The organism is Crassaminicella indica (assembly GCF_019203185.1).
Classification (GTDB): domain Bacteria; phylum Bacillota; class Clostridia; order Peptostreptococcales; family Thermotaleaceae; genus Crassaminicella; species Crassaminicella indica.
Genome location: NZ_CP078093.1, coordinates 236,408 through 259,795, shown reverse-complemented (window position 1 = coordinate 259,795; position 23,388 = coordinate 236,408). Strand labels below are relative to the sequence as shown.

Sequence of the window (23,388 nt, the reverse complement as noted above, 5' to 3'; positions counted from 1 at the left end):
TAGTAAAATGACTAAAAACTACTACAATAAAAACGCAAGAATATTCATTGAAAACACCATAAAAGCAGATATGACAAAAATCTATCAAAAATTTGAAAAGTATTTGAAAAAAGGTGATCGCATTTTAGATCTTGGCTGTGGTTCAGGGCGAGATAGCTTATACTTTATGAATAAGGGGTATGATGTTTTAGCTGTTGATTATTCAGAAGAACTTGTAAAGTCAGCTAGTAAGCTTTTAAACAAGGAAGTAATTATTCTTGATATGAGAGAGATGGATTTTTATGAGGAGTTTGATGCCATTTGGGCTTGTGCTTCTATTCTTCATATAAATAGAGAGGACATTAATAATGTTATTAGAAATTGTGAGAGGGCATTAAAGAATGGTGGGATTTTTTATTTATCCTTTAAATATGGTGATAAGGAAGAATGGAGAAATGAAAGATTTTTTAATTATTACAATGAAACAAGCTTTAAACGTTTGATTGATCAATTTCCTTATCTTAATATTATAGAAACATGGAAGACTAAAGATGTACGAAAAGGAAGAGAGGATGAGTTTTGGTTAAATATGATTATAAAAAAATGAAGGAATGACTCAAGTGCATATACTTGAGTTGTTTTTTTAGTGAAAATCACCTAAAATTTCAAATTAACAAAAGACTCAGACGATAATATTTGGTATACTATAACCTATATAATAATATTGAAAGTTTGAGGTGAAGGATAAATGGTTATGAAATACAAAAGTACAAGAGGAAATGATGAATATATAACATCAGCAGAAGCAATTTTAAAAGGATTATCTAAGGATAAAGGTTTATTTGTACCTGTAGAGTTTCCAGTAATAGATATTGATTTTAGTGAAATGGTTCATATGAATTATAAGGAAGTAGCTTTTTATGTTTTGAAAAAATTTTTAGATGATTTTAGTGATGAAGAGTTAAAAGATGCTATTGAAAAAGCTTATGATAATAAATTTGAAGCAGAGGAAATTGCACCTTTAGTAGAAAAAAACGGAATATATTTTTTAGAGCTTTATCATGGAAAGACTCTTGCTTTTAAGGATATGGCATTATCGATTCTTCCACATTTATTAACTAAAGCTGCAAAAAAATTAGGAGAAGATAAAAAGATTGTTATTTTGGCAGCAACTTCAGGAGATACAGGAAAAGCTGCTTTAGAAGGTTTTGCAAATGTTAAGGATACTGAAGTTATTGTATTTTATCCAGTAAATGGGGTTAGTGAAATTCAGAGAAGACAAATGATTACACAAGAAGGAAATAATACGCATGTTGTGGCGATTAATGGAAATTTTGATGATGCCCAAAGGGGGGTAAAGGAAATATTTAATGATGATAAATTTGCAGAAATAATGGCTGATTGTGATTATGTTTTTTCATCTGCTAATTCTATTAATATAGGAAGATTAGTTCCTCAGGTTGTTTATTATGTTTATAGTTATATTCAATTATTAAGAAGGGGAGCAATAAAGGTAGGAGAAAGAATAAATTTTGTTGTGCCTACAGGGAATTTTGGGAATATTCTGGCAGGTTATTATGCTAAAAGAATGGGACTGCCTATTAATAAATTAATATGTGCATCAAATGAAAATAATGTACTTTCAGATTTTTTGAGTACAGGAGTATATGATGTCAATAGAAAATTTACTTTGACGAAGTCTCCATCTATGGATATTTTGATTTCAAGCAATTTAGAAAGACTGCTGTATGAAATCAGCAATCATGATGAAGGATTGATTCGCACAATGATGAAGCAGTTAGAGAGTGAAGAAAAGCAATATAAGATCACACCTAATATGCAAAAAAATCTATCAGATTTTTATGGAGGCTTTGCAACAGATGATGAAACTTTAATAACTATAAAGAAGGTATATGATTCTTCAAATTATGTGATAGATACCCATACGGCAGTTGCTTATAATGTGTATGAACAATATAAGAAAGAGACAAAGGATAAAACAAAAACAGTAATTGTATCTACTGCTAGTCCTTATAAGTTTACAAAGAGTGTACTAGATGGATTAATGGATAAAAATTATGAAGAAAATGAATTTGAAATGATCAGGCTTTTATCAAAAATTACAGGCTTGGACATTCCAAAACCTATAAAGCATATTGATCAAAAACCTATTTTACATTTTACAGAATGTGAAAAGCAGGAAATGAAAACTGTTGTAAAAGATATTTTACATATTGAAAAAAGAAAATAATTTGGTGATAATGAGTGCAGTCTTGGCTATAAGACTGTACTCATATAGAGTTATCTGTGAATGTTATTTTCTATAAGATTATTTAATTCATCTCCTGAGAGAGTTTCGTTTTTAAATAATTGTTCAGCAATAGCTGTAAGACAGGCTTTATTTTCTTTAAGAATTCTTAAAGTATCTTCATAGCAATGATCCATCATTTTTTTTGCTTCATTATTGATTTTTTCCATATTTCCATAGAGCATTTTTGTATGAAATGTTCTATTTCCTAAATCACTCATGCCGTACTCACAGATCATACTTAGTATAATATCTGTTGCTTTATTCAAATCATCTTTTGCACCTGTTGTAATCTCTCCAAATATAATTTCTTCTGCTGCTCTTCCTGCAAGTATGCTTTGTACTCTTTTTAATAAATCGTTTTTTGTATAAAGATATTGGTCTTCTGATGAAGCGTTAAGCACATATCCTAATGATTGACTTGTAGGAATGATAGATATTTTTTCAATAGTATGGACGTTAAGGAGCTTTCCTACTAAGGCATGACCAGCTTCATGAAAAGAAACAATTTTTTTCTCTTTTTCACTGACGGTTGAATTTTTCATTTTCAGTCCAGCAATAACTCTTTCTATAGCGTTGTCAAAGTCTAATTGTGTGATATGCTCTCTATTATTTCTTACAGCCAATAAAGCAGCTTCATTTACAATGCTAGATATATGGGCGCCAGATAATCCATGGGTTTTAACAGCGATTTTTTCGAGGCTTACTTCTTTAGATAAGGGTTTGTTTTTAGTATGAACTTTAAGGATTTGTTTTCTTGCGATTTTATTAGGATTGCCAATATAGATGTGCTTATCAAATCTTCCGGGGCGTAAAAGAGCTGTATCTAATATATCAATTCTGTTTGTAGCACCGATTATTACGATGATTTTTTCATCTTCAAGCTTAAAACCATCCATTTCAGTTAAGAGCTGATTCAGTGTCTGATTGCATTCTGATTGACCTTCTTCATTTCTTTTGGCTCCGATAGCATCAATTTCATCAATAAAGATAATACAAGGGGCTTTTTCTTTTGCTCTTTCAAATAATTCTCTTACTCTTTTAGCACCAACTCCTACATATTTTTCCATAAATTCAGAGCCACTTGCAACAATAAAAGCTGTATTTGTTTCACCTGCTAGTGCAGATGCTAATAAAGTTTTTCCTGTTCCAGGAGGTCCATAAAGCAAAATTCCTTTTGGAATTTTAGCGCCCATTTTTTTATACTTTTCAGCATGCTTGATAAAATCAGCAATTTCCATTATTTCTTCTTTTACTTCTTCAAGACCAGCTACATCAGCTAATTTAACAGAAGATTTTAAGCTTTGATTTTCATTGCTTTTTTCATTTTTAGGAACATTTGCATAAGCCTTTGATGCATCCTTCTTTCCAAAAAGATAGAGGAATTGAAAAAATACAATGGTCATACAAATGGCTAGAATTTTTCTAGTCAGAAAGGGAAAGAAGATTACTTTTTTTTCTATAGAATAGATTTCCACAATAGATATAGCTGTGCAAAGAAATAATAAAGCATAAAATAATCTTTTTTTCATAAGTTTACCCCCTTCAAGATTGTATAAAAATATAGCGTATTAATTATTAAATTATTCAAAATATTCAAATATTTATTTTAATATATTCTACAATTTGTATGCAAATACCTTCTAGTGAAATAATTTTTATTGGATATTTTATATATGTATACAGATTTTTGCAAAGAGGTGATCAAAAACACGTATACAATTGACAAAGTTGTATACGTGTATTATAATATAAATAAATACAAGAATGTAAAATTGAGATAAAAATACTATAGAAAAGGGTTGGAGAATTTTATAAAAGATAGGTAAAGAATTTATATATGAGAAGGGGGATAAAAATATGCAAAGAAGTTATAATGAAGAGGTAATGGATCATTTAGAAGAGTGTGGTGTGATTACATGTATCCATTGTATAGGTGGATATTGTGATCGCTGTGATCAATGCGATTTATATGAGAGAACTTTGATGCAGGAAAATTAATAAATAGGATACAAAAGAAAAATTAAAAAAAGCCAGATAAGGTTTACTTTTTAGGGGATAATGATATAATGTAAATAAATAAGGCCAATGGATTGTCCATTGGTCTTTAAAGTGTTGAATATATTTATCAAACGTTGGCAAAAATCATCAAAGAATATTATGAATTGTGCGTGTGAAGTTTTTAAAAAGCCATATTGGTTAAATATATTTATAGGGCAAAAAAATGCTTGACACATAAAATTTATGGTATAATATATAGGTTAAAAAGTCTACATATTAAAATAGCCTATGAAGAATATTAAAGTGATAGAGGAGGAAAAAAATGAGCTCAACTGTAGTAAAAAAAGAAAATAATGAGGTAACTTTAAAGATTGTAGTTAGTGCAGAAGATTTTGAACAAGGAATACAAAAAGCATACAACAAAATGAAGAAAAGATTTAACATTCCTGGATTTAGAAAAGGAAAAGCACCAAGAAAGATTATAGAATTAAATTATGGTGCAGAAGTTTTCTATGAAGAAGCGATTAATGCAATATTCCCTAAAGCATATGAAGATGCTATCGATGAGCATAAATTAGAGCCAGTAGATAGACCTTCACTTGATGTTGAAGAGATCGTTAAAGGTCAAGATGTTGTATTTACTGTTACAGTTACAGTAAAACCTGAAGTAACTCTTGGTGAGTATAAAGGTATAGAAGCAGAGAAAAAAGAGTATAATGTTACTGATGAGGATGTAGAAAAGGAAATTGAAAGATTAAGAGAAAGAAATGCAAGACTGATCTCTGTAGAAAGACCTGTTCAAGATAAGGATACTGTTATCATTGATTATGCAGGCTTTGTAGGAGATGAGCAGTTTGAAGGCGGTACTGCTGAAAAGCAAACGCTAGTAATTGGATCAGGACAATTTATACCAGGCTTTGAAGAGCAGCTAATTGGTGCAAAGATAGGAGAGGAAGTAGAAGTAAAAGTAACTTTCCCAGAAAAATATCATGCAGAAGATTTAGCTGGAAAAGATGCTGTATTCAAAGTAACTGTGCATGAAATCAAAGAAAAAGAACTACCTGAGCTTGATGATGAGTTTGCAAAGGATGTTAGTGAATTTGATACATTAGAAGCTTTAAGAGCAGATATTAAAGAGAAGCAAGAAAATGTAGCAAAAATGAGAGAAGAAGAAGAATTAAAAGATGCTGTAATTAAGAAAGTAGTAGAAAACACACAAATAGATATACCTGATGTGATGGTAGAGAATAAAATAGATGATATGCTTCATGAATTTAATTATCAATTACAATTCCAAGGATTAAATCTAGATACATATCTTCAATATACAGGAACAAAGATGGAAGATATAAGAGAACAAATGAAGGAAGAAGCATATAATAGAGTGAAAACTCAACTAATACTTGAGGCAATTGGAGAAACAGAAAATATAGAAGTAGCTCAAGAAGAAATAGACAAAGAAATAGAAAAATATGCAACACAATCTAATATGGAATTAGATAAATTTAAAAAGACATTAAGACCTTATGAGATCGAAGGCATAAAAGATAGCATTAGAGTAAGAAAAACAATTGACTTTTTAGTAGAAAATGCTAAGATTGCATAAACTTTAAGTTGAGGAGGGATTGAGATTATGGCTTTAATTCCGATGGTAGTGGAGCAAACAAATAGAGGAGAAAGATCCTATGATATCTATTCTAGACTTTTAAAGGATAGAATTATATTTTTAGGAGAAGAAGTCAATGACCATACTGCAAGTTTAGTAGTGGCACAACTTTTATTTTTAGAAGCTGAAGATCCTGATAAGGATATTATGCTATATATTAACAGTCCAGGGGGAAGTATCACAGCTGGAATGGCAATTTATGATACAATGCAATATATAAAACCAGACGTTTCTACAATATGCATTGGTATGGCAGCAAGTATGGGAGCTTTTCTATTAGCTGCTGGTGCTAAGGGGAAACGCTATGCATTACCTAATTCAGAAATTATGATTCATCAGCCTTTAGGTGGTACAAGAGGCCAGGCAGAAGATATTCGTATTCATGCTGAAAGAATTCTTAAGATGCGTGAAAAATTAAATAAAATCTTAAGTGAAAGAACAGGTCAGCCACTAGATAGAATTCAAAAAGATACTGATAGAGATAATTTTATGGATGCAAAAGAAGCTGTTGAATATGGTTTAATAGACAAAGTGATCACTTCTAGATAATAGGAAAGAGAGGTGAGGGAATGTCAAGATTTGATGAAAAAAAGCAGTTAAAGTGTTCTTTTTGTGGAAAATCTCAAGATCAAGTAAGAAGACTTATTGCAGGTCCAAGCGTATATATTTGTGATGAGTGTATTGAACTTTGTCAGGAAATTATTCAAGAAGAATTTGATGAGAATATAGATATTGAAATAACAGATCTGCCAAAGCCACAAGAGATTAAAAATGTGTTAGAGCAATATGTTATAGGACAGGATAAAGCGAAAAAAGCACTCGCTGTGGCAGTATATAATCATTATAAGCGTATCAATCATCAGGGAAGAGCTGATGATGTAGAAATACAAAAAAGTAATATAGTGATGATTGGACCAACAGGGTCTGGTAAAACATTGCTTGCTCAAACTTTAGCTAAAATTTTAAATGTTCCTTTTGCAATTGCTGATGCTACATCATTGACTGAAGCTGGATATGTAGGAGAAGATGTTGAAAATATTTTGTTAAAGCTTATACAAGCAGCAGATTATGATATAGAAAGAGCAGAAAAAGGAATTATCTACATTGATGAGATAGATAAAATTGCTAGAAAATCAGATAATCCTTCTATTACTAGAGATGTAAGTGGTGAAGGTGTACAGCAGGCACTTCTTAAAATATTAGAAGGTACTGTAGCAAGCGTTCCACCGCAAGGAGGAAGGAAGCATCCACATCAAGAATTTATCCAAATCGATACCACAAATATATTGTTTATATGTGGCGGAGCTTTTGATGGCATAGAAAAAGTAATTCAAAAGCGTATAGGTCAAAAATCTATGGGCTTTGGAGCTAATATTCAAAGCAAAGAAGTAAAGGATATAGGTGCATTATTAGATAAAATTCAACCAGAGGATCTGCTTCGTTATGGATTGATTCCAGAATTTGTTGGAAGATTACCAGTAGTAGTAACGCTTCATCAATTAGATGAAGAAGCACTTGTTAAAATACTTAATGAGCCAAAAAATGCTTTAGTAAAGCAGTATAAGAAGCTGTTTGATATGGACGGCGTAGAATTAGAAGTAGATGAAGAAGCACTAAAAGCTATTGCGAAAAAGGCAATCGAAAGAAAAACTGGAGCAAGAGGCTTAAGAGGTATTATGGAAGGGATAATGTTAGATGTTATGTATGATATCCCTTCAAGAAAAGATATTAAAAAATGTGTTATTACAAAAGAAACAGTTGAAAATTCAACTACACCTACTTTGGTGCTTTCTGAAAGAAAGAAAAGAACAACGAAAAAGAAAAAAGAAGAAACTGCATCTTAAAAAGACGAATCAATTGATTCGTCTTTTTAACTGTCAATATATATTATATTTTTTCATTTTATTATATAAAGTATTTCTGCTAATACCTAATTTTGATGCAGCCTTGCTTATATTCCCTTCACATAAAATGATGCTTTTTTGGATAGCATCTTTTTCCAATTCTTTTAATGGAATAATTTCTTCAGTTTGATCATCTGTACAACAATTATTTTTATTTGTTGTAGCTGTATCTTTATTTATCAAATTACCTAAATTATCTCTAGTCATACAAGTACATTCATCAAAGTTTATTTCATAAGTTGTTTTTCCATTTAAATTCACAATATTCTCTACACAATTTTCTAATTCTCTAACATTTCCTGGCCAACAATAAGAAATCATTTTTTGATATAAATCTTTAGATATGGTAGGGATTTCTTTTTTTAATTTATTACTTTTAATATTTAAAAAATAATCTATTAATATAGGAATATCTCCAAATCTATCTTTTAGAGGGGGTACTTTTAGAGGGATTACGCTTAATCTATAAAATAAATCTTCTCTAAACATCCCCTTTTTTATTTCTTTTTTCAAATCTTTATTTGTAGCGGCTATGATTCTTACATTAATAGGTATATGCTTTTTTCCCCCGATTCTAGTTATATACCCTTCTTGTAGAACCCTTAGAAGTGTTACTTGCATAGCAATAGGCATTTCACCTATTTCATCTAAAAAAATAGTTCCTCCATCTGCAAGTTCAAATTTACCAGCACGACCTCCTTTTTTTGCCCCTGTAAATGCACCTTCCTCATAACCCAATAATTCACTTTCGATTAAATTTTTAGGAATGGCACCACAATTTACTGCTATGAAAGGTCCATTTTTTCTATCACTCTCATTATGAATAGCTTGAGCTAATAATTCTTTGCCACTTCCACTTTCACCTGTTATTAAAACGGTAGATGGACTATTTGCTATTTCTTTACTCTGTTGGATAATATTTTTCATCTGAGGACTTTTGCCAATGATATGATCAAATGTATATATAGCTTCAGAGAAAGAATATTTATTTACCATATTTATAATTTTTTTCATATCTCTTATTAGAATTACGAGTCCTATGAAGTTATTATCTTTTTCAATACAATTTATTTCGAGACTAAGTCTATATTTTTTTCTATTAATTAAAATATTTTCTTCAAAAGCATCCTTATTTTTTTTTGCTGTATTTATCATTTCTTTCCAATTTGGAAGAATACTATTTAAGTTTATGCTGTCTAAGGAACAATCTTCTAATTCTAGCATTTTTCTAGCTTTATCATTTAGTAAATTTATGTTTCCATTTGTGGATATAGCTAAAATACCAAAAGGTATGGAGTTTACAATTGATTCCATATACATACATACTTTATTACAATCACTCATTAAAATACCTCCTAAATAGTAAATATAACTTGAATAAAAAATGTATATATGAGTTGATATAAATAAATTATATATGAAAGTTGTTGTTTTCTCAATTTGAAAACGATAGTATTCGACAAAGAGATGCTCAAAAACATGACAACTGTCCTAAAACTTAACACTTATATCTGTAAAAGTGTTAAGTTTTAGGACGGTTTGTTTTGGTTATTGTTTTAACTTTAACAAAGATGTGCTTTTTATGCTGTTTTTAAAGTTGGCATGGTAATTGCTATTATATGAAACAAAAGCATTTGTGTTAAAACATTCACAAATAAATATGGATATTGTAAAAAGACACGAGTGCTTAATAAAAAAATGAAAGGAATGTTAATATGGAAATCAGTAAAAAAAATTTTAAAAAAGGGTTAATGTTTGGTATTTTAGTTGGTCTGGCCTGGGGATTAGACACTGTTTTAATGGGGAAAATTGGAGGATTTAAAATATTTTTAAATTCAAAGACAACTCCATTAGTACAAGCTTTTTTTCATGATGGATTTTGTTTTATATGGTTAGCATTATTATTATTGTTTAGCAAAGATTTAACAAAGGTATTTCAATTGATGAAAACCAAGAAGGGTAAAGTTACTATGATAGCTGCTCTTGTGGGTGCACCAGTTGGCATGAGTGGTTACCTAATGGGTGTTAAATATGCATCAGCACCATATGCATCAAGTATTTCTGTTATTTATCCAGGTGTTGGTGCTATAATATCATATTTTATTTTAAAGGAAAAATTATCATTAAGAGCGGTAATAGGTATTGTTATTAGTATAGTAGGTTCAGCAGCATTAGGGTATTCAAAGGTTGACCTTAATATGTATCCACAGTTCTATAAAGGTATAGCATTTGCATTATTAGCAGTTATGGGATGGGCATCAGAAGGTGTAATTATAGGATATGCTATGAAAAAGATTAAAACGAATGAAGAAGATGATGTTGAGGCTAAGCCTATACATTTCTTAACAATAAGATATTTAGTATCATTTTTAGCTTATGGTCTAGTAGTATTACCAATTGTTAAAGGATATGGATTAGCTGGAGAAGTTATTAGTACAGGTACTGTATTATATTTAGCTGGAATTGCTACATTAGGAGCAATTACTTATTTAGCATGGTATAAGGCGGTTGATTTAATAGGAGCTGCTATGGGAACAGCACTAAACTCGACAGCAGCATTTTGGTCTGTAATTTTTAGCGGATTAATGGGAATGAAGATTACACCATATTTAGCATTTTGGTGTTTTGTAATCGTATTAGGCGTAATGATATTTGCAGTAGATCCAAAAGAAGTATTTGGTTTAAATAGTAAAAATTCATAAGTATAGAATGTTGGGAGGAACAATTATGTTAAGAAAAGAAATTATAGATAATATGAAGCACATTGTGGATAACTGTATGGGTGATTCAAATCCTGCTTGTGTTGCAAGCTGTCCAATGCATACAAATGTAAAAGAATATGTAAGGCTTATTGGAGAAGGTAATGGAAAAGAAGCAATTAAGGTGATAAGAGAAAAATTATTTATGCCAAAAACTTTAGGAAGAGTCTGTGCTCATCCTTGCGAGCAGAATTGCAAATGGAACGAAGGTAATAATCCAATTTCTATTGCAGGATTAAAAAGATATGCAGCTGATCATTTTGATAATCCTAATGATTGGGATTTAACTATAAAACATGAAAATGGAAAAAAAGTAGCAATAATAGGTGCAGGGCCAGCTGGGGCACAAGCAGCATTAGATTTAAGAAAAGAAGGCTTTTCAGTAACGGTATTTGATAAATTAGAAGTTTATGGAGGAATGATGAGAGTAGGTATTCCTGAATATAGACTTCCACGAGATATTATTGACCTTGAGTATTCTTATTTGGAAAAAATAGGGATAAATTTCAAAATGGGCATTGAAGTTGGAAAAGATATAAGCTTTGAAGATATAAAAGAAGAATTTGATGCAGTTGTGGTAGCTGTTGGAAAACATGTAGGAAGAATAGATAGATCTTTAGAAAATCATGATTCGAAAGGAATATTTAGTGCAGCAGAATATTTAAAAGAAATTTCTCTAACAAGAAATGTTAAAAGTGCTGGTAAAAAAGTTGCTGTAATAGGTGGTGGAGATGTTGCAATGGATTGTGCAAGATCTTCATTAAGAATTGATGGAGTAGAAGAAGTTTACGCTGTATGTTTAGAGAAGGATTTTGATGAAATGATGGCATCTATGCATGAAATAGAGGGTTCTATAAAAGAAGGAGTTAAATTTAATCATGCATCTGCAATCAAAAATATTTTAGTGGATGAAAATAAGAGAGTAAAAGGAATTGAGCTAAAAAAATGTTTATCTATATTTGATGAGAATGGAAATTTTGCTCCAAAATTTGATGAAGGTGAAACAAAATTAATTGAAGTTGATACAATAGTATTTGCAATAGGACAAGGAGTAGATGCATCCTTTGATGAAAAAGATTCTTTAGAGAAAAGAAGTAATGGAACCTTTGAATGCGATATACTAACACTCCAATCTATTTCTGATGAAAAAGTATTTATAGCAGGAGATGCAAGTGGATATTCTGCTATTGTTGTACAAGCTATGGCAACAGGAAGACGTGCAGCAAAATCTGTAGCTAGATTTTTAAATGAAGAGGATTTAAAGATTGGTAGAAGTATGGATGAAGAAGATTCATACAAAACGAAATTAAATGTGCCTCTTGATTGGGATACAATAGAAAAAGTTGAAAGAAAAAAAATGAAAGAAATAGATCCAGCTGAGAGAATAAAATCATTTGATGAGGTTTCATTAGGATTTACAAAAGAAGAAGCAGAAAAAGAAGCATCAAGATGTCTTCAGTGTGAATGTAAGCTTTGTATGAAAGAGTGTTTGATGTTAAGACAGTTTACGGATTGCCCTAAGACTTTATTTAAAGAATACCTTGAAAAAGGATATGAAAATATGGATCCAATGATTGCATATTCTTGTAATCAATGTAGTCAATGTACAATAAAATGTCCAAATGATTTTGAAATTAAGCCTATATTTGATGAAATAAGAAAAGAATATGTTAGGAAAAATGGTGGAAACTCACCTCTTGAGGGACATAAATCATTAGATGAAGCAATTGAACTGGATTGTAGTGAAAAAACTTCAACATATGTAAAAGCTAAAAATGGTAAAAAAACAAAATACGTTCTTATACCAGGGTGTACAGTACCTGTATATAGTCCAGAATTAGTTGAAAAGACTTTAGTACACTTGAAAGAATCATTAGATGGAGAAGTAGGGGCTGTGCTTCAGTGCTGTGCGATACCTACAGCTATGGTAGGGGAAGAAGAAAAATTTAAGAAAAGATTTGAAATGGTTCAAAAATCAATTGATGAAACAGGTGCAGATGTGATTATAACTCTTTGTCCATCTTGTTATTTAACCTATAAAAAATATGCAAAACAAGAGGTTATTGCTTATTGGGATTTAATCCATAAAAAAATTGGTCTTCCTAAAGGACAAAAAGGAATAGGAAAGACTTCTGATGTGGTATTTAATATTCACGATTCTTGTCCGACTAGACATGTAACATCTCATCATGAAAGTGTAAGATGGATTTTAAAGGAATTAGGGTATAAAGTAGAAGAGATGAAAAATATAAGAGAAAATACAAGATGCTGTGGTGTAGGGGGTATGATTGGTTGTGTAAATCCTGATTTACAGGAAAAAGTATTGAATAGAAGAATCAAAGATGCAACACAGGATCATATAATCTCTTATTGTGGATCATGTAGAGGATCTATGGAGATAGGTGGACTTGATTCCCTTCACATATTAGATTTAATTCATGGTAAAACATATATGAAAAAAGATTCGAAGAAAAGAAGTGTAGTAGGGGATCAAGCTTTAAAAAATAGACTTGAGACAAAGGAAAGGCTTAATAAATATAAATAATATAAAAACACCTTCTGACAAATTAAAGTTGGAAGGTGTTTTTGATTCATTTTAAAATACTAATTCAAGCTTTAATAATCTTTTTTTCAATTCATTGATGATTCTTTTTTCATCTTCATAATCTTTTGCTTCAAAGGTAACAGAAAGTCTGACATAGCTTTCAGGAAAGTTCCAGGGAACAGTACAGATTAAGGCTTCATTTAGAAGATATAGAGAAAAATCATCTGCATTTCTGAATATTTTACCAGATTTTGTTCCTTTTGGAATAGGCAAATAACAATAAAAGGTTGCTTTTGGTTTTTCTATGTCAAAGCCTATTTCTTTTAATGCTTTTATTAAAAGATCAAATCTTCTTGAATACCTTTTACAATTTTCCTTTGTAATTTCAGTATGATTTAATGCATAAATGCCTGCTTTTTGAATAGCTCTGAACTGACCTGAGTCTGAATTGGCTTTAACGATACCATATATATTGATAGCAGCTTCATTACCGGCAATAAATGCCAGCCTCCATCCTGTCATATTAAAAGCTTTTGATAAAGAATGAATTTCAACACCTATTTCTTTTGCTCCATCAATGGATAGAAAACTTATAGGTTCTACACCATCAAAGGTTATAGGAGCGTAGGTAGAATCAGCTACGACCATGACTCTATTCTTATGTGCGAATTCTACTACTCTTTTGTAGAAATCTCTTGTTGCAATTTGACCTGTAGGATTATTTGGATAATTAATATATAAGAGCTTTGAACGATATAATATTATATTTGATATATTAGAAAAATCTGGATAAAAGTCATTGCTTTTTGTTAAAGGAAGTCCATAAACTACTCCACCCAAATATTTTGTATGGGTTGAAATAATTGGATAACTTGGTAATGTAGTCAGGGTAATATCTCCTGGATTTATAAAGCATAAAGGCATCATGGATAAAATAGATTTTGCACCAATGCCATGCATAATTTCTGTATAAGGGTTGATATTTGTTACTCCATAAACTCTTTCAAGATATTTTGCGGCAGCTTCCTGAAATTCTTTTATACCATTGTCCGAATACCATCTGTTTTCAGGCTTTGGAGCTTCTTTTGAAAGGAGATCTACTACATTTTTATCAGCAGGGAGGTCAGGTTCTCCTATTCCCATATCAATGAGTTCAATATTTGGATACTTTTTCTTTATTTCTTCTTTTGCTCTTTTTATTTTCATAAATTTATAATCCTGCTTTGCAATATCAAAGCTTTTATCCCTAAATCTATCAGCAATGATGTCAGTAATAAAGCTCATTGTACGTCCTCCTTTAAGGATTTTGATAAATTACTCATACAATATTTTATTCTGAAGAAAATAAATTGTTCATGATAGAAGAGGTTGCTTTAAAAGAAGCAAAAGAGATGGATGAAAAAATAAAAAATGTAGAAAGGTTAGGAAATTTAAGAGGGATTGCTGTTGCATAAATAAAAAAAATGTTGTACAATATCTATAATAAATTCAATATATTAACGGGCAATGGCGTCCAACAAAAAAGGGATTTTTAAGTCCCTTGTTTGTGGGCGCTTTTTTTGTTAGATTTTTATGATAAGTGTAAATACTATAAATAATAAGGAGGAGTTTAAATGAGTTGTAACTACAGCAAAGAAGAATTATTAAAAAAGGCAAAGGAATTGGAATTAGAGTTTATTCATTTACAGTTTACTGATATTTTGGGTGTTATGAAGAATGTTTCTATTACTATCGAACAATTGGAAAAAGCATTAAATAATGAGATTATGTTTGATGGTTCATCTATTGATGGATTTGTTAGAATTGAAGAATCAGATATGTATTTAAGACCTGATTTATCTACTTTTGTAGTATTTCCGTGGACAAATCATGCAAAGGAAGCAAGAATAATTTGCGATATATATAAATCAGATGGAACACCATTTGAAGGATGTCCAAGAAATACACTAAAGAAGGTGTTAAAAGAAGCTCATGATATGGGGTATATTATGAATGTAGGACCTGAATGTGAATTTTTCTTGTTCCATACAGACGAGAGAGGAGAACCATCCTTAGAAACTCATGATAATGCTGGATATTTTGATTTAGCACCAGTAGATTTAGGTGGTAATGCAAGAAAAGATATGACTATTACTTTAAAGCAAATGGGTTTTGAAATAGAAGCTTCTCATCATGAAGTAGCTCCGGGACAGCACGAAATCGATTTTAAATATGAAGATGCATTAACAACTGCTGATAATATCATGACTTTTAAGATGGCTGTGAGAATTATTGCACAAAGACATGGACTACATGCCACATTTATGCCAAAGCCTAAATTTGGTATTAATGGTTCAGGTATGCATATTAATATGTCTCTTGCAACACTAGATGGAAAAAATGCTTTTTATGATGAAAAAGATCCTACTCAATTGTCTAAAACAGCTTATTATTACTTAGGAGGGATAATCAAGCATGCGAGAAGCTTTGCAGCTTTAACAAATCCTACTGTGAATTCATATAAAAGATTGGTTCCGGGTTATGAAGCTCCTGTTTTAATAGCTTGGTCAGCAAGCAATAGAAGTCCACTTGTAAGAATACCTGCAAAAAGAGGAAATTCTACAAGGATTGAGCTTAGAAATCCAGATCCATCAGCTAATCCATATTTAGCATTAGCAGCTATTTTAAAAGCAGGATTAGATGGTATTAAAAATAAAATAGACCCACCTGCACCTGTTATTAGTAATGTTTATCATATGGATGATGTTGAAATGAAAGAAAAAGGAATAAAGAGTCTTCCAGCAACACTTTATGAAGCTGTTAGTGAGCTATCGAAGGATGAAGTTATAAAAGATGCTATTGGAAAGCATATATATGAAAAATTTACAGATGCAGCCCTTTATGAGTGGTATGAGTATTCAAAATTTGTATCGCAGTGGGAGCTTGATAGATATTTAAGAAAGTTTTAAAATCGCTAAACTCGGAGTGGTGACATGGACAGTTATAGGATAGTAGTTGCAGATAGTAGTGAAGGTTCTAGAAAGCTTATTTGTAAGTTATTAAATAAAAAAGGCTATAAGACATATCAAGCAACAGATGGAGCAGGAGCTATAAGGATTTCTAGAAGTATTTTTCCAGAGCTTGTGATTATGGATACAAACCTTTGGGGAATAAATGCCTATGAAGCTGCTCGTATTATAGAAGAGGATAAACTGTCGACAGTAATTTTTGCTACTAGTAATCCAACAAGTGCTTTTTATGAGAAGTTAAAAAATATGAATATTTTTGCTTATGTAGTGAAGCCGATTTACCCTGAACAGCTTTATCAAATGGTAGAGTTTTCAATTATGAATGCTAGTAAAATTCATTTATTATCAAAAAAGATCGAAAAGCTAGAGAATACGCTAGAAAGCAGGAAAAAGATTGATCGAGCAAAGGGGCTATTGATGAAAGCTTTAAAGATTACTGAAGACGAAGCGTATAAGCTTTTAAGAAAGAAAAGTATGGATGATTGTGTATCTATGAATGTGATAGCTGAAAAAATTATTAAAAAATATAGATGAGTGCAATAGAAGAAATATATCAGTATGAAACGAATTTTGTATTGACTTTATAGAAATACTTTTTTATAATATATAGAGTGTAGAAAATTAAATATAAGTATCTTATCCAGAGAGGTGGAGGGACTGGCCCGATGAAACCCGGCAACCTAAAACATTTTGTTTTGTGGTGCCAATTCCAGCAGGTTTAACCTGGCAGATGAGAATAGTCTATTACTTCTTGCTTATCTGCAAGAAGTTTTTTATTTTTAATTTTATTTTAGGAGGAAATGTAATGAAAAAAGGAAATCCATGGGCACTACTCCCACTAGTAGTTTTTCTTGGCATGTATCTTGTAACATCTATTATCATAGGGGACTTTTATAAGATGCCTGTGAGTGTAGCATTTTTAGTTGCAAGTATAGTTGCAATAGCTATGAATAGAAAGGAAAGTATTAATAAAAAGGTAGAAGTATTTTGTAAAGGTGCAGGAAATAGCAATATTATTATTATGTGTTTGATATTTATTTTAGCAGGAGGCTTTGCACAGGTAGCAAGAGAAATGGGAGCTGTAGACTCTACAGTAAATTTAGGGCTTAGTATTTTACCTGGAAACATATTAATAGCTGGAGTTTTTGTGATAGGATGCTTTATTTCATTATCTATTGGTACGTCTGTGGGAACTATTGTGGCAATTGCTCCTATGGCAGTAGGGATTGCTGAAAAAACAGGAATTCCTGTAGGACTAGCATTAGGAGCTGTAGTGAGTGGTGCAATGTTTGGTGACAATTTATCTATGATTTCTGATACTACTATTGCAGCATCAAGAACACAAGGCTGTGAAATGAGAGATAAGTTTAAGATGAATTTTATTATTGTAGTACCAGCAGCAATTATTACAGCAATCATATTTATTTTTATGCGAATTGGAGATGCTTCAGTATTAATTGAAAGCTATGATTATAGCATTGTAAAGGTATTTACTTACTTAGTAGTTTTAATTGCAGCACTGATTGGTGTAAATGTGATGGTTGTTTTAGTTGGAGGAACATTATTTGCAGGAGCTGTAGGAATCGCTACGGGTGCCTTTGATGTATGGGGATTTGTACAAGCAGTTGGAAAAGGTATTATGGGAATGTCTGAAATTATTATTATTTCTCTTTTAATTGGTGGAATGGTTGAAGTGATAAAATATAATGGAGGAATAGATTTCTTGCTAGCTTTTATTACAAAGAGAATTCACAGTAAAAAAGGTGCAGAACTAGGTATTGGGATGCTAGTGAGCGTGGTTGATATTTGTACAGCTAATAATACTATTGCTATTGTTATGGCAGGACCTATTGCAAAAGATATAGGAGAGAGATATGATGTAGACCCAAGACGTGCAGCAAGCATATTAGATACTTTTTCATGCTTTTGCCAAGGTATGATTCCATACGGAGCACAGCTACTGGTTGCAGCAAGTGTTGCTGGAACGTCATCTTTTGCGATTATGAAATATTTATATTATCCATATTTAATGGGAATATGTGCATTATTAGCAATTGTATTTGGTATTCCTAAGGTTAAGAAAAGTATGGTTAAAAATTTAAGCTTTGAAAGATAGATAAAAAAATCCTCAAATAGTGAGGATTTTTTTATGCAGTTGTATGTGCTTTAGATTTTCCAGTTTTATCGTAGAAAAGACCTCTTAGCATTAATGCTAATGCACCATCTCCCGTAATATTGCAAGCAGTTCCAAAACTATCTTGTAATGCAAATATGGCAATTAATAATCCTACTCCAGATGAATCAAATCCTAATACACCTGTTACAATAGCTAAAGATGCCATAACCGTTCCTCCAGGGACACCAGGTGCTCCTACTGCAAATATACCAAATAGTACTGTAAATAATATAATGGTACTGACTGAAGGTAATGTACCATAAAGGATTTTTGATATAGTCATACAGAAAAATGTTTCGGTTAATACAGATCCACAAAGATGAGTTGTTGCGCCTAAGGGAATCGCAAAATCAACAACTTCTGGTACTAATGCCTTTGAACGATGGGCACATCTTAATGAAACAGGTAATGTAGCAGCACTAGACATAGTACCTACTGCTGTTAAATAAGCTGGTCCATAATATTTTAAAACTTCTAAAGGATTTTGCTTTGAAACAGCTCCTGCGATCAAATAAAGAATGGTTAACCAAATAAAATGACCTACTAATACTAAAACAATCACTTTTAAGAATATAGGTAATTGTTTTGTCAGACTACCTGTATAAGCTAAGCCTGCAAATGTTGCTGAAATGAAGAAAGGAAGAATAGGAATAACGATTTTATTAATAATGGATAAGACCATGCTTTGTATTTCATTTAAGAGTTTTTCCATTGCTTCAGACTTTGTCCATATAACTGATATACCTGTTAAAATTGCTAGGATTAATGCAGTCATTACAGGCATTATAGGTTGAATATTTAATTCAAATGCTGTTTTAGGCAGCTCTATCAAAGCTTCTGCTTGGCTTGCAATATGTAAATGAGGGATGATGATATATCCTGCAATAGCTGAAAAAGTAGAAGCACCTACTGCAGATAAATAGGATATACAAAGAAAAGTTCCTAGCATTTTGCTTGCATTGTTTTTTAACCCTGTTATAGCTGGCGTAATGAATCCAAATATAACCAAAGGGACAGTAAAGAAAATAAATGAGCCGAGAATTTCTTTAATAGTTGTAATAATTCCCATGATTTGTTCATTTACCATTAGACCTAAAATAATTCCACCTATAATACCTATTAATAATTTAGGTATTAATCCAAGTTCTTTTTTACTACTCATTTCTGCAAGACCTCCTTTTAAATACTGATAGAAATATAATAAAAAAGTGAATAGCTGAAGTGAAAAACATTTTCTACTTTTTATATTATTTTTCTATGCATATGATACAACTTATTTTCTTGATTGTAAACTATTTCGTAATAATATAAGAAATATCATTAAAACATCATTGAATAATAGATATTTTTTATAAAGACAAAATGAAAAAATATTCAAGAAAGGTAAAATCCCGAATATGCAAAATATTGGGGATTTTTTTTATGAAGAAAATATGTTAATTTCATATAAATGAAGAAAGAGTTATTTGAATAAATTATTCAAGTATATTGCAGCTTCCTTTGGGTTATCTTGATTTAATATTGCAGAAACTACAGCAATACAATTTACTCCTCTATTGATAAGTGTTGATGCATTATTTAATGTGATCCCACCAATGGTTACAATAGGAATAGATACTTTAGCTTGAATGTCGTGAAAAACTTTTTCTGATATGACCTTTGCATCATTTTTAGTGCTGGTAGGAAATACAGCTCCAACACCTAGATAGTCAGCATTATTTTTTTCAGCAAGCATAGCGTCTTCTACAGTTCTTGCTGATATACCTATAATCTTTTCAGGACCTAATATTTTTCGAGCAACGGTTAATGGTAAATCGCTTTGTCCTAAATGAACACCATCAGCATCTACGGCTTGAGCAATGTCTACTCGATCATTGATAATCAGTGGTATATCATATTTTTTGCATAAATATTTCATTTTGAGAGCATTATTATAAAATTCTCTTGATGAAGATTTTTTTTCTCTTAATTGTAAAAGCTTTACACCTCCGTCAAGAGCCATTTCTACTTTATGGTAAAGTGTATCAAAATCCATTTTAGCATCATCTGTTACTAAATAAATGGTTTTATGCATTGTTTTTGATATGCTGTATTTTTGCATTTTATAAAACACCTGCCTTTTTATAAAGTTCATAAAAGTGATGTGTAGGACCTACTCCATGACCAATAGAAAATCCATGTTTAATAGCTATTGTGATATATTCTTTTGCTTTTTTTACTGCTTTATAAATATGCATTCCATTTGCTAAATTGGCAGTAATAGCTGATGATAAGGTGCATCCTGTACCATGAGTATGGGTGGCTTTGATTCTTTCTTGATCAAATAAATAAAATTCTTTTCCATCATATAAAACATCTGTGGCTGTTTTTGAAAGATGTCCGCCTTTTACTAATACAAAATTAGGACCTAGATAATGTAAGTCTTTTGCTGCTAGTTTCATTTTTTCTAAATCTTCTATTTTGTAGCCTAATATTTCCTCTGCTTCTGGAAGATTTGGCGTAATTAACGTGGTCATAGGCAGTAATTTTTCAATGAGTGCTTTTTTTGCTTTTGGCTTTAATAGATTATATCCGCTTTTTGAAATCATAACAGGATCTAGTACTAATGGTGGAAGGTCGTATTTTTTAAGGGTATTGGCAATTATTTCAATAGTTTCTGTTTTAGATACCATTCCAATTTTTATACCGTGAACATGAATATCATCAAAAATTGCTTTGATCTGATTGGCAATTACAGTTGGGGTAATATCTTGTACATCAAAGACGCCTTGTGTATTTTGAGCAGTAACTGCTGTAATGATACTCATACCAAATGTAGCGTGGGCTGAAAATGTTTTTAAATCTGCTTGAATTCCTGCACCTCCGCTGCTATCAGATCCTGCAATAGTTAAACAATGCTTCATATTATTGCTCCTTTCTTAAGAATGAAGAGAAATAAGCATTCCGATTTTATTGATAAAAATAAAAAGCACTCATCCAACAAGGATTAGTGCAATCATTTTACTTTATGTATTGCTTCCCTACGCTGGCATGATCCAGATCAGGTGAAAGGGTCAAAGAATCGACATTCTTACTCTCAGCTGGTTTTACCAGCTCCCCTAGCTTTTGGAATATTCTATTTGATTTTATGATACTACGATTACAAAAAATTTACAAGCTAGAAATATATATAAAAAGTGGATAGATAATCTTTGTATCAGCTATTATGTTATAATATATTTGTTAAGTATAATATAATAACCTTCATTTTCTTAATGAAGTGAGTTTTGAAGGTTTATTATTTTTTCATGGAATGAACTATTTTTATGAGTGTTGAGTGTAAAAAATAAATACAGTTTTTGGTTAGGAAGGTGAAATGATGAAATTCAGTGAATACGAATACAAAAGACCTGATATAAAAGCTTTTGAGGAACAATTTAATCAATTGTTAAATGCTTTTATTAAAGCAGAAAATTACAAAGAACAAGATGCTTTGATGCTAAAGATTAATGAATTAAGAAATGAATTTGAGTCTATGGAGCAGATTGCTTATATCAGATATACGATAAATACCCAAGATAAAGCATATGAAGAGGAACAAAACTATTTTGATGAAAATAGTCCTATTTATGAAGGATTAGTTGCCAAATATTATGATGCATTAGTGAATTCAAAATATAAAGAGCATTTAAAGGAAAAATGGGGAGAGCAGCTTTTTAATATTGCAAAGCTTAAGGTGAAGAGCTTTTCACCAGAGATTATTGATGATTTAAAGCTTGAAAATAAGCTGATGAGCGAATATACTAAGCTTTTATCATCAGCTAAAATATATTTTGAAGGGAAAGAGAGAACTCTTCCACAGTTAAGACCTTTTCAAATGTCATCGGATATAAAGCTGCGAAAGAGAGCTAATGAAGCAAAATATAACTTTTTCAAGGAAAATGAAGAAAAGTTTGATGAAATATATGATAAGTTAGTAAAGGTAAGAACAACTATGGCTCAAAAGCTAGGCTATGACAATTTTGTGGAGCTTGGTTATATTCGTATGCTTAGAACAGATTATGATGCAGACATGGTTAAATTTTTAAGAGAGCAAGTAAAAGCATATATTGTGCCTGTGGCTACAAAATTAAGAGAAAAGCAAAGAAAGAGATTAAATTTAGAAAGCTTGAAATATTATGATGAAATCCTTATATTTTTAGATGGGAATGCAAAACCTAAAGGAGATGCTAAGGCGATACTTCAAGCTGGAAAGAAAATGTATGAAGCATTATCTAATGAAACGAAAATATTTTTTGAATACATGATGGAGCATGAATTGATAGATGCTTTAAGCAGGAGTGGAAAGGCTCCAGGAGGATATTGTACATATATTGCTAAATATAAAGCTCCTTTTATATTTTCAAACTTTAATGGTACGGGAGATGATATAGATGTATTGACACATGAAGCAGGTCATGCTTTTCAAGTTTATGAAAGTAGACAGTATGATATACCTGAATATCATTTTCCGACTTTAGATGCTTGTGAAATACATTCTATGAGCATGGAGTTTTTTACTTATCCGTGGATGGAACTATTTTTTGAAGATGTGAAGAAATATAAGTTTGGTCATTTAACCGAAGCTTTTTTGTTTATTCCTTATGGTGTTGTTGTAGATGAATTTCAACATTATGTATATGAACATCCAAATGCAACACCGAAGGAAAGGAAAAATATGTGGAGAGCAATAGAGAAAAAATATCTTCCTCATAGGGACTATGATGGAAATGAATTTTTAGAAAATGGGGGGTATTGGTACCAACAGGGACATATATTTAAAAATCCATTTTATTATATTGATTATGTATTAGCAGAAATCTGTGCATTCCAATTTTTAAAAAAATCAAGAGATGATTTTGATAGAGCATGGAAAGATTATCTAAAGCTTTGTAGGGCTGGAGGAAGTAAATCCTTTTTAGAATTAGTAGACCTTGCCAATTTAGATTCTCCTTTTAAAGATGAAAGTATAAAGTCAGTTGCTGAAGAAATAGAAAAATATTTAAAAAACACTATGTAGTTGT

18 protein-coding genes and 2 riboswitches are annotated in these 23,388 nt (G+C 31.1%); of the genes, 12 read left to right on the top strand and 6 right to left on the bottom strand.

Annotated elements, in window-relative coordinates:
* The first annotated feature begins 7 nt into the window (after window positions 1–7).
* A complete protein-coding gene (locus tag KVH43_RS01360; protein WP_218283145.1) occupies window positions 8–586 on the top strand; it encodes a class I SAM-dependent methyltransferase in 579 nt (192 codons plus the stop codon).
* Between the two features lie 147 nt (window positions 587–733).
* Window positions 734–2,230 carry a threonine synthase gene (gene thrC, locus KVH43_RS01355; protein WP_218283144.1) on the top strand — a complete coding sequence of 499 codons (1,497 nt, stop codon included), beginning with the start codon at window positions 734–736 and terminating at the stop codon, window positions 2,228–2,230.
* A 50-nt stretch (window positions 2,231–2,280) separates the two neighbouring features.
* Here thrC and KVH43_RS01350 read toward each other — a convergent pair whose 3' ends face one another.
* The gene (locus KVH43_RS01350; protein WP_218283143.1) at window positions 2,281–3,819 is read right to left on the bottom strand and encodes an ATP-dependent metallopeptidase FtsH/Yme1/Tma family protein; all 1,539 of its coding nucleotides are present in this window, start codon (window positions 3,817–3,819) and stop codon (window positions 2,281–2,283) included.
* A 328-nt stretch (window positions 3,820–4,147) separates the two neighbouring features.
* On the opposite strand from KVH43_RS01350, the gene KVH43_RS01345 reads away from it, so the two are divergent.
* The 4 genes from KVH43_RS01345 (at window position 4,148) to clpX (ending at window position 7,798) form a co-directional block, all read left to right on the top strand.
* On the top strand, window positions 4,148–4,288 hold the full coding sequence (locus KVH43_RS01345) for a hypothetical protein (RefSeq protein ID WP_218283142.1): 141 nt from the start codon (window positions 4,148–4,150) through the stop codon (window positions 4,286–4,288).
* 322 nt (window positions 4,289–4,610) lie between these two features.
* Entirely contained in the window at window positions 4,611–5,894 is a 1,284-nt protein-coding gene (gene tig / locus KVH43_RS01340; protein WP_218283141.1) for a trigger factor, read from the top strand.
* 27 nt (window positions 5,895–5,921) lie between these two features.
* Window positions 5,922–6,503, top strand: coding sequence for an ATP-dependent Clp endopeptidase proteolytic subunit ClpP (gene clpP / locus KVH43_RS01335; protein WP_218283140.1), 582 nt, complete (start codon window positions 5,922–5,924; stop codon window positions 6,501–6,503).
* A 20-nt stretch (window positions 6,504–6,523) separates the two neighbouring features.
* The gene (clpX, locus tag KVH43_RS01330; protein WP_218283139.1) at window positions 6,524–7,798 is read left to right on the top strand and encodes an ATP-dependent Clp protease ATP-binding subunit ClpX; all 1,275 of its coding nucleotides are present in this window, start codon (window positions 6,524–6,526) and stop codon (window positions 7,796–7,798) included.
* Between the two features lie 33 nt (window positions 7,799–7,831).
* On the opposite strand, the gene KVH43_RS01325 is transcribed toward clpX, so the two are convergent.
* Window positions 7,832–9,202 carry a sigma-54 interaction domain-containing protein gene (locus KVH43_RS01325; RefSeq protein ID WP_218283138.1) on the bottom strand — a complete coding sequence of 457 codons (1,371 nt, stop codon included), beginning with the start codon at window positions 9,200–9,202 and terminating at the stop codon, window positions 7,832–7,834.
* A 371-nt stretch (window positions 9,203–9,573) separates the two neighbouring features.
* Between KVH43_RS01325 and KVH43_RS01320 the strand changes: the two genes are divergently transcribed.
* Window positions 9,574–10,560 (top strand): DMT family transporter, encoded by a 987-nt coding sequence (locus KVH43_RS01320; protein WP_218283137.1) that lies wholly within the window; start codon window positions 9,574–9,576, stop codon window positions 10,558–10,560.
* Window positions 10,561–10,585: 25 nt separating this feature from the next.
* Window positions 10,586–13,162, top strand: coding sequence for an FAD-dependent oxidoreductase (locus KVH43_RS01315; RefSeq protein ID WP_218283136.1), 2,577 nt, complete (start codon window positions 10,586–10,588; stop codon window positions 13,160–13,162).
* A gap of 51 nt (window positions 13,163–13,213) precedes the next feature.
* Here the strand turns inward: KVH43_RS01315 and KVH43_RS01310 are convergent, their stop codons facing one another.
* Window positions 13,214–14,446, bottom strand: coding sequence for an LL-diaminopimelate aminotransferase (locus KVH43_RS01310; protein ID WP_218283135.1), 1,233 nt, complete (start codon window positions 14,444–14,446; stop codon window positions 13,214–13,216).
* Window positions 14,447–14,775: 329 nt separating this feature from the next.
* Between KVH43_RS01310 and glnA the strand changes: the two genes are divergently transcribed.
* From glnA to KVH43_RS01295, 3 genes are all read left to right on the top strand, one after another.
* Entirely contained in the window at window positions 14,776–16,110 is a 1,335-nt protein-coding gene (glnA, locus tag KVH43_RS01305; protein WP_218283134.1) for a type I glutamate--ammonia ligase, read from the top strand.
* 24 nt (window positions 16,111–16,134) lie between these two features.
* On the top strand, window positions 16,135–16,704 hold the full coding sequence (locus KVH43_RS01300) for an ANTAR domain-containing response regulator (RefSeq protein ID WP_218283133.1): 570 nt from the start codon (window positions 16,135–16,137) through the stop codon (window positions 16,702–16,704).
* A gap of 99 nt (window positions 16,705–16,803) precedes the next feature.
* Window positions 16,804–16,907, top strand: a riboswitch (SAM riboswitch).
* Between the two features lie 68 nt (window positions 16,908–16,975).
* The gene (locus KVH43_RS01295; protein ID WP_218283132.1) at window positions 16,976–18,286 is read left to right on the top strand and encodes a Na+/H+ antiporter NhaC family protein; all 1,311 of its coding nucleotides are present in this window, start codon (window positions 16,976–16,978) and stop codon (window positions 18,284–18,286) included.
* A gap of 31 nt (window positions 18,287–18,317) precedes the next feature.
* Here the strand turns inward: KVH43_RS01295 and KVH43_RS01290 are convergent, their stop codons facing one another.
* The 3 genes from KVH43_RS01290 to thiD all read right to left on the bottom strand — a co-directional run bounded on the left by KVH43_RS01290 (window position 18,318) and on the right by thiD (window position 21,249).
* Window positions 18,318–19,508 carry a dicarboxylate/amino acid:cation symporter gene (locus KVH43_RS01290; protein WP_218283131.1) on the bottom strand — a complete coding sequence of 397 codons (1,191 nt, stop codon included), beginning with the start codon at window positions 19,506–19,508 and terminating at the stop codon, window positions 18,318–18,320.
* A gap of 300 nt (window positions 19,509–19,808) precedes the next feature.
* Complete coding sequence (thiE, locus tag KVH43_RS01285; RefSeq protein WP_255547780.1) at window positions 19,809–20,447, bottom strand: thiamine phosphate synthase; 639 nt, start codon at window positions 20,445–20,447, stop codon at window positions 19,809–19,811.
* Between the two features lies 1 nt (window position 20,448).
* Window positions 20,449–21,249, bottom strand: a complete 801-nt coding sequence (gene thiD, locus KVH43_RS01280; RefSeq protein ID WP_218283130.1) for a bifunctional hydroxymethylpyrimidine kinase/phosphomethylpyrimidine kinase — start codon at window positions 21,247–21,249, stop codon at window positions 20,449–20,451.
* Between the two features lie 97 nt (window positions 21,250–21,346).
* A riboswitch (TPP riboswitch) is annotated at window positions 21,347–21,456 on the bottom strand.
* A 248-nt stretch (window positions 21,457–21,704) separates the two neighbouring features.
* Between thiD and KVH43_RS01275 the strand changes: the two genes are divergently transcribed.
* Window positions 21,705–23,384 (top strand): M3 family oligoendopeptidase, encoded by a 1,680-nt coding sequence (locus KVH43_RS01275; RefSeq protein WP_218284047.1) that lies wholly within the window; start codon window positions 21,705–21,707, stop codon window positions 23,382–23,384.
* Window positions 23,385–23,388 lie beyond the last annotated feature (4 nt).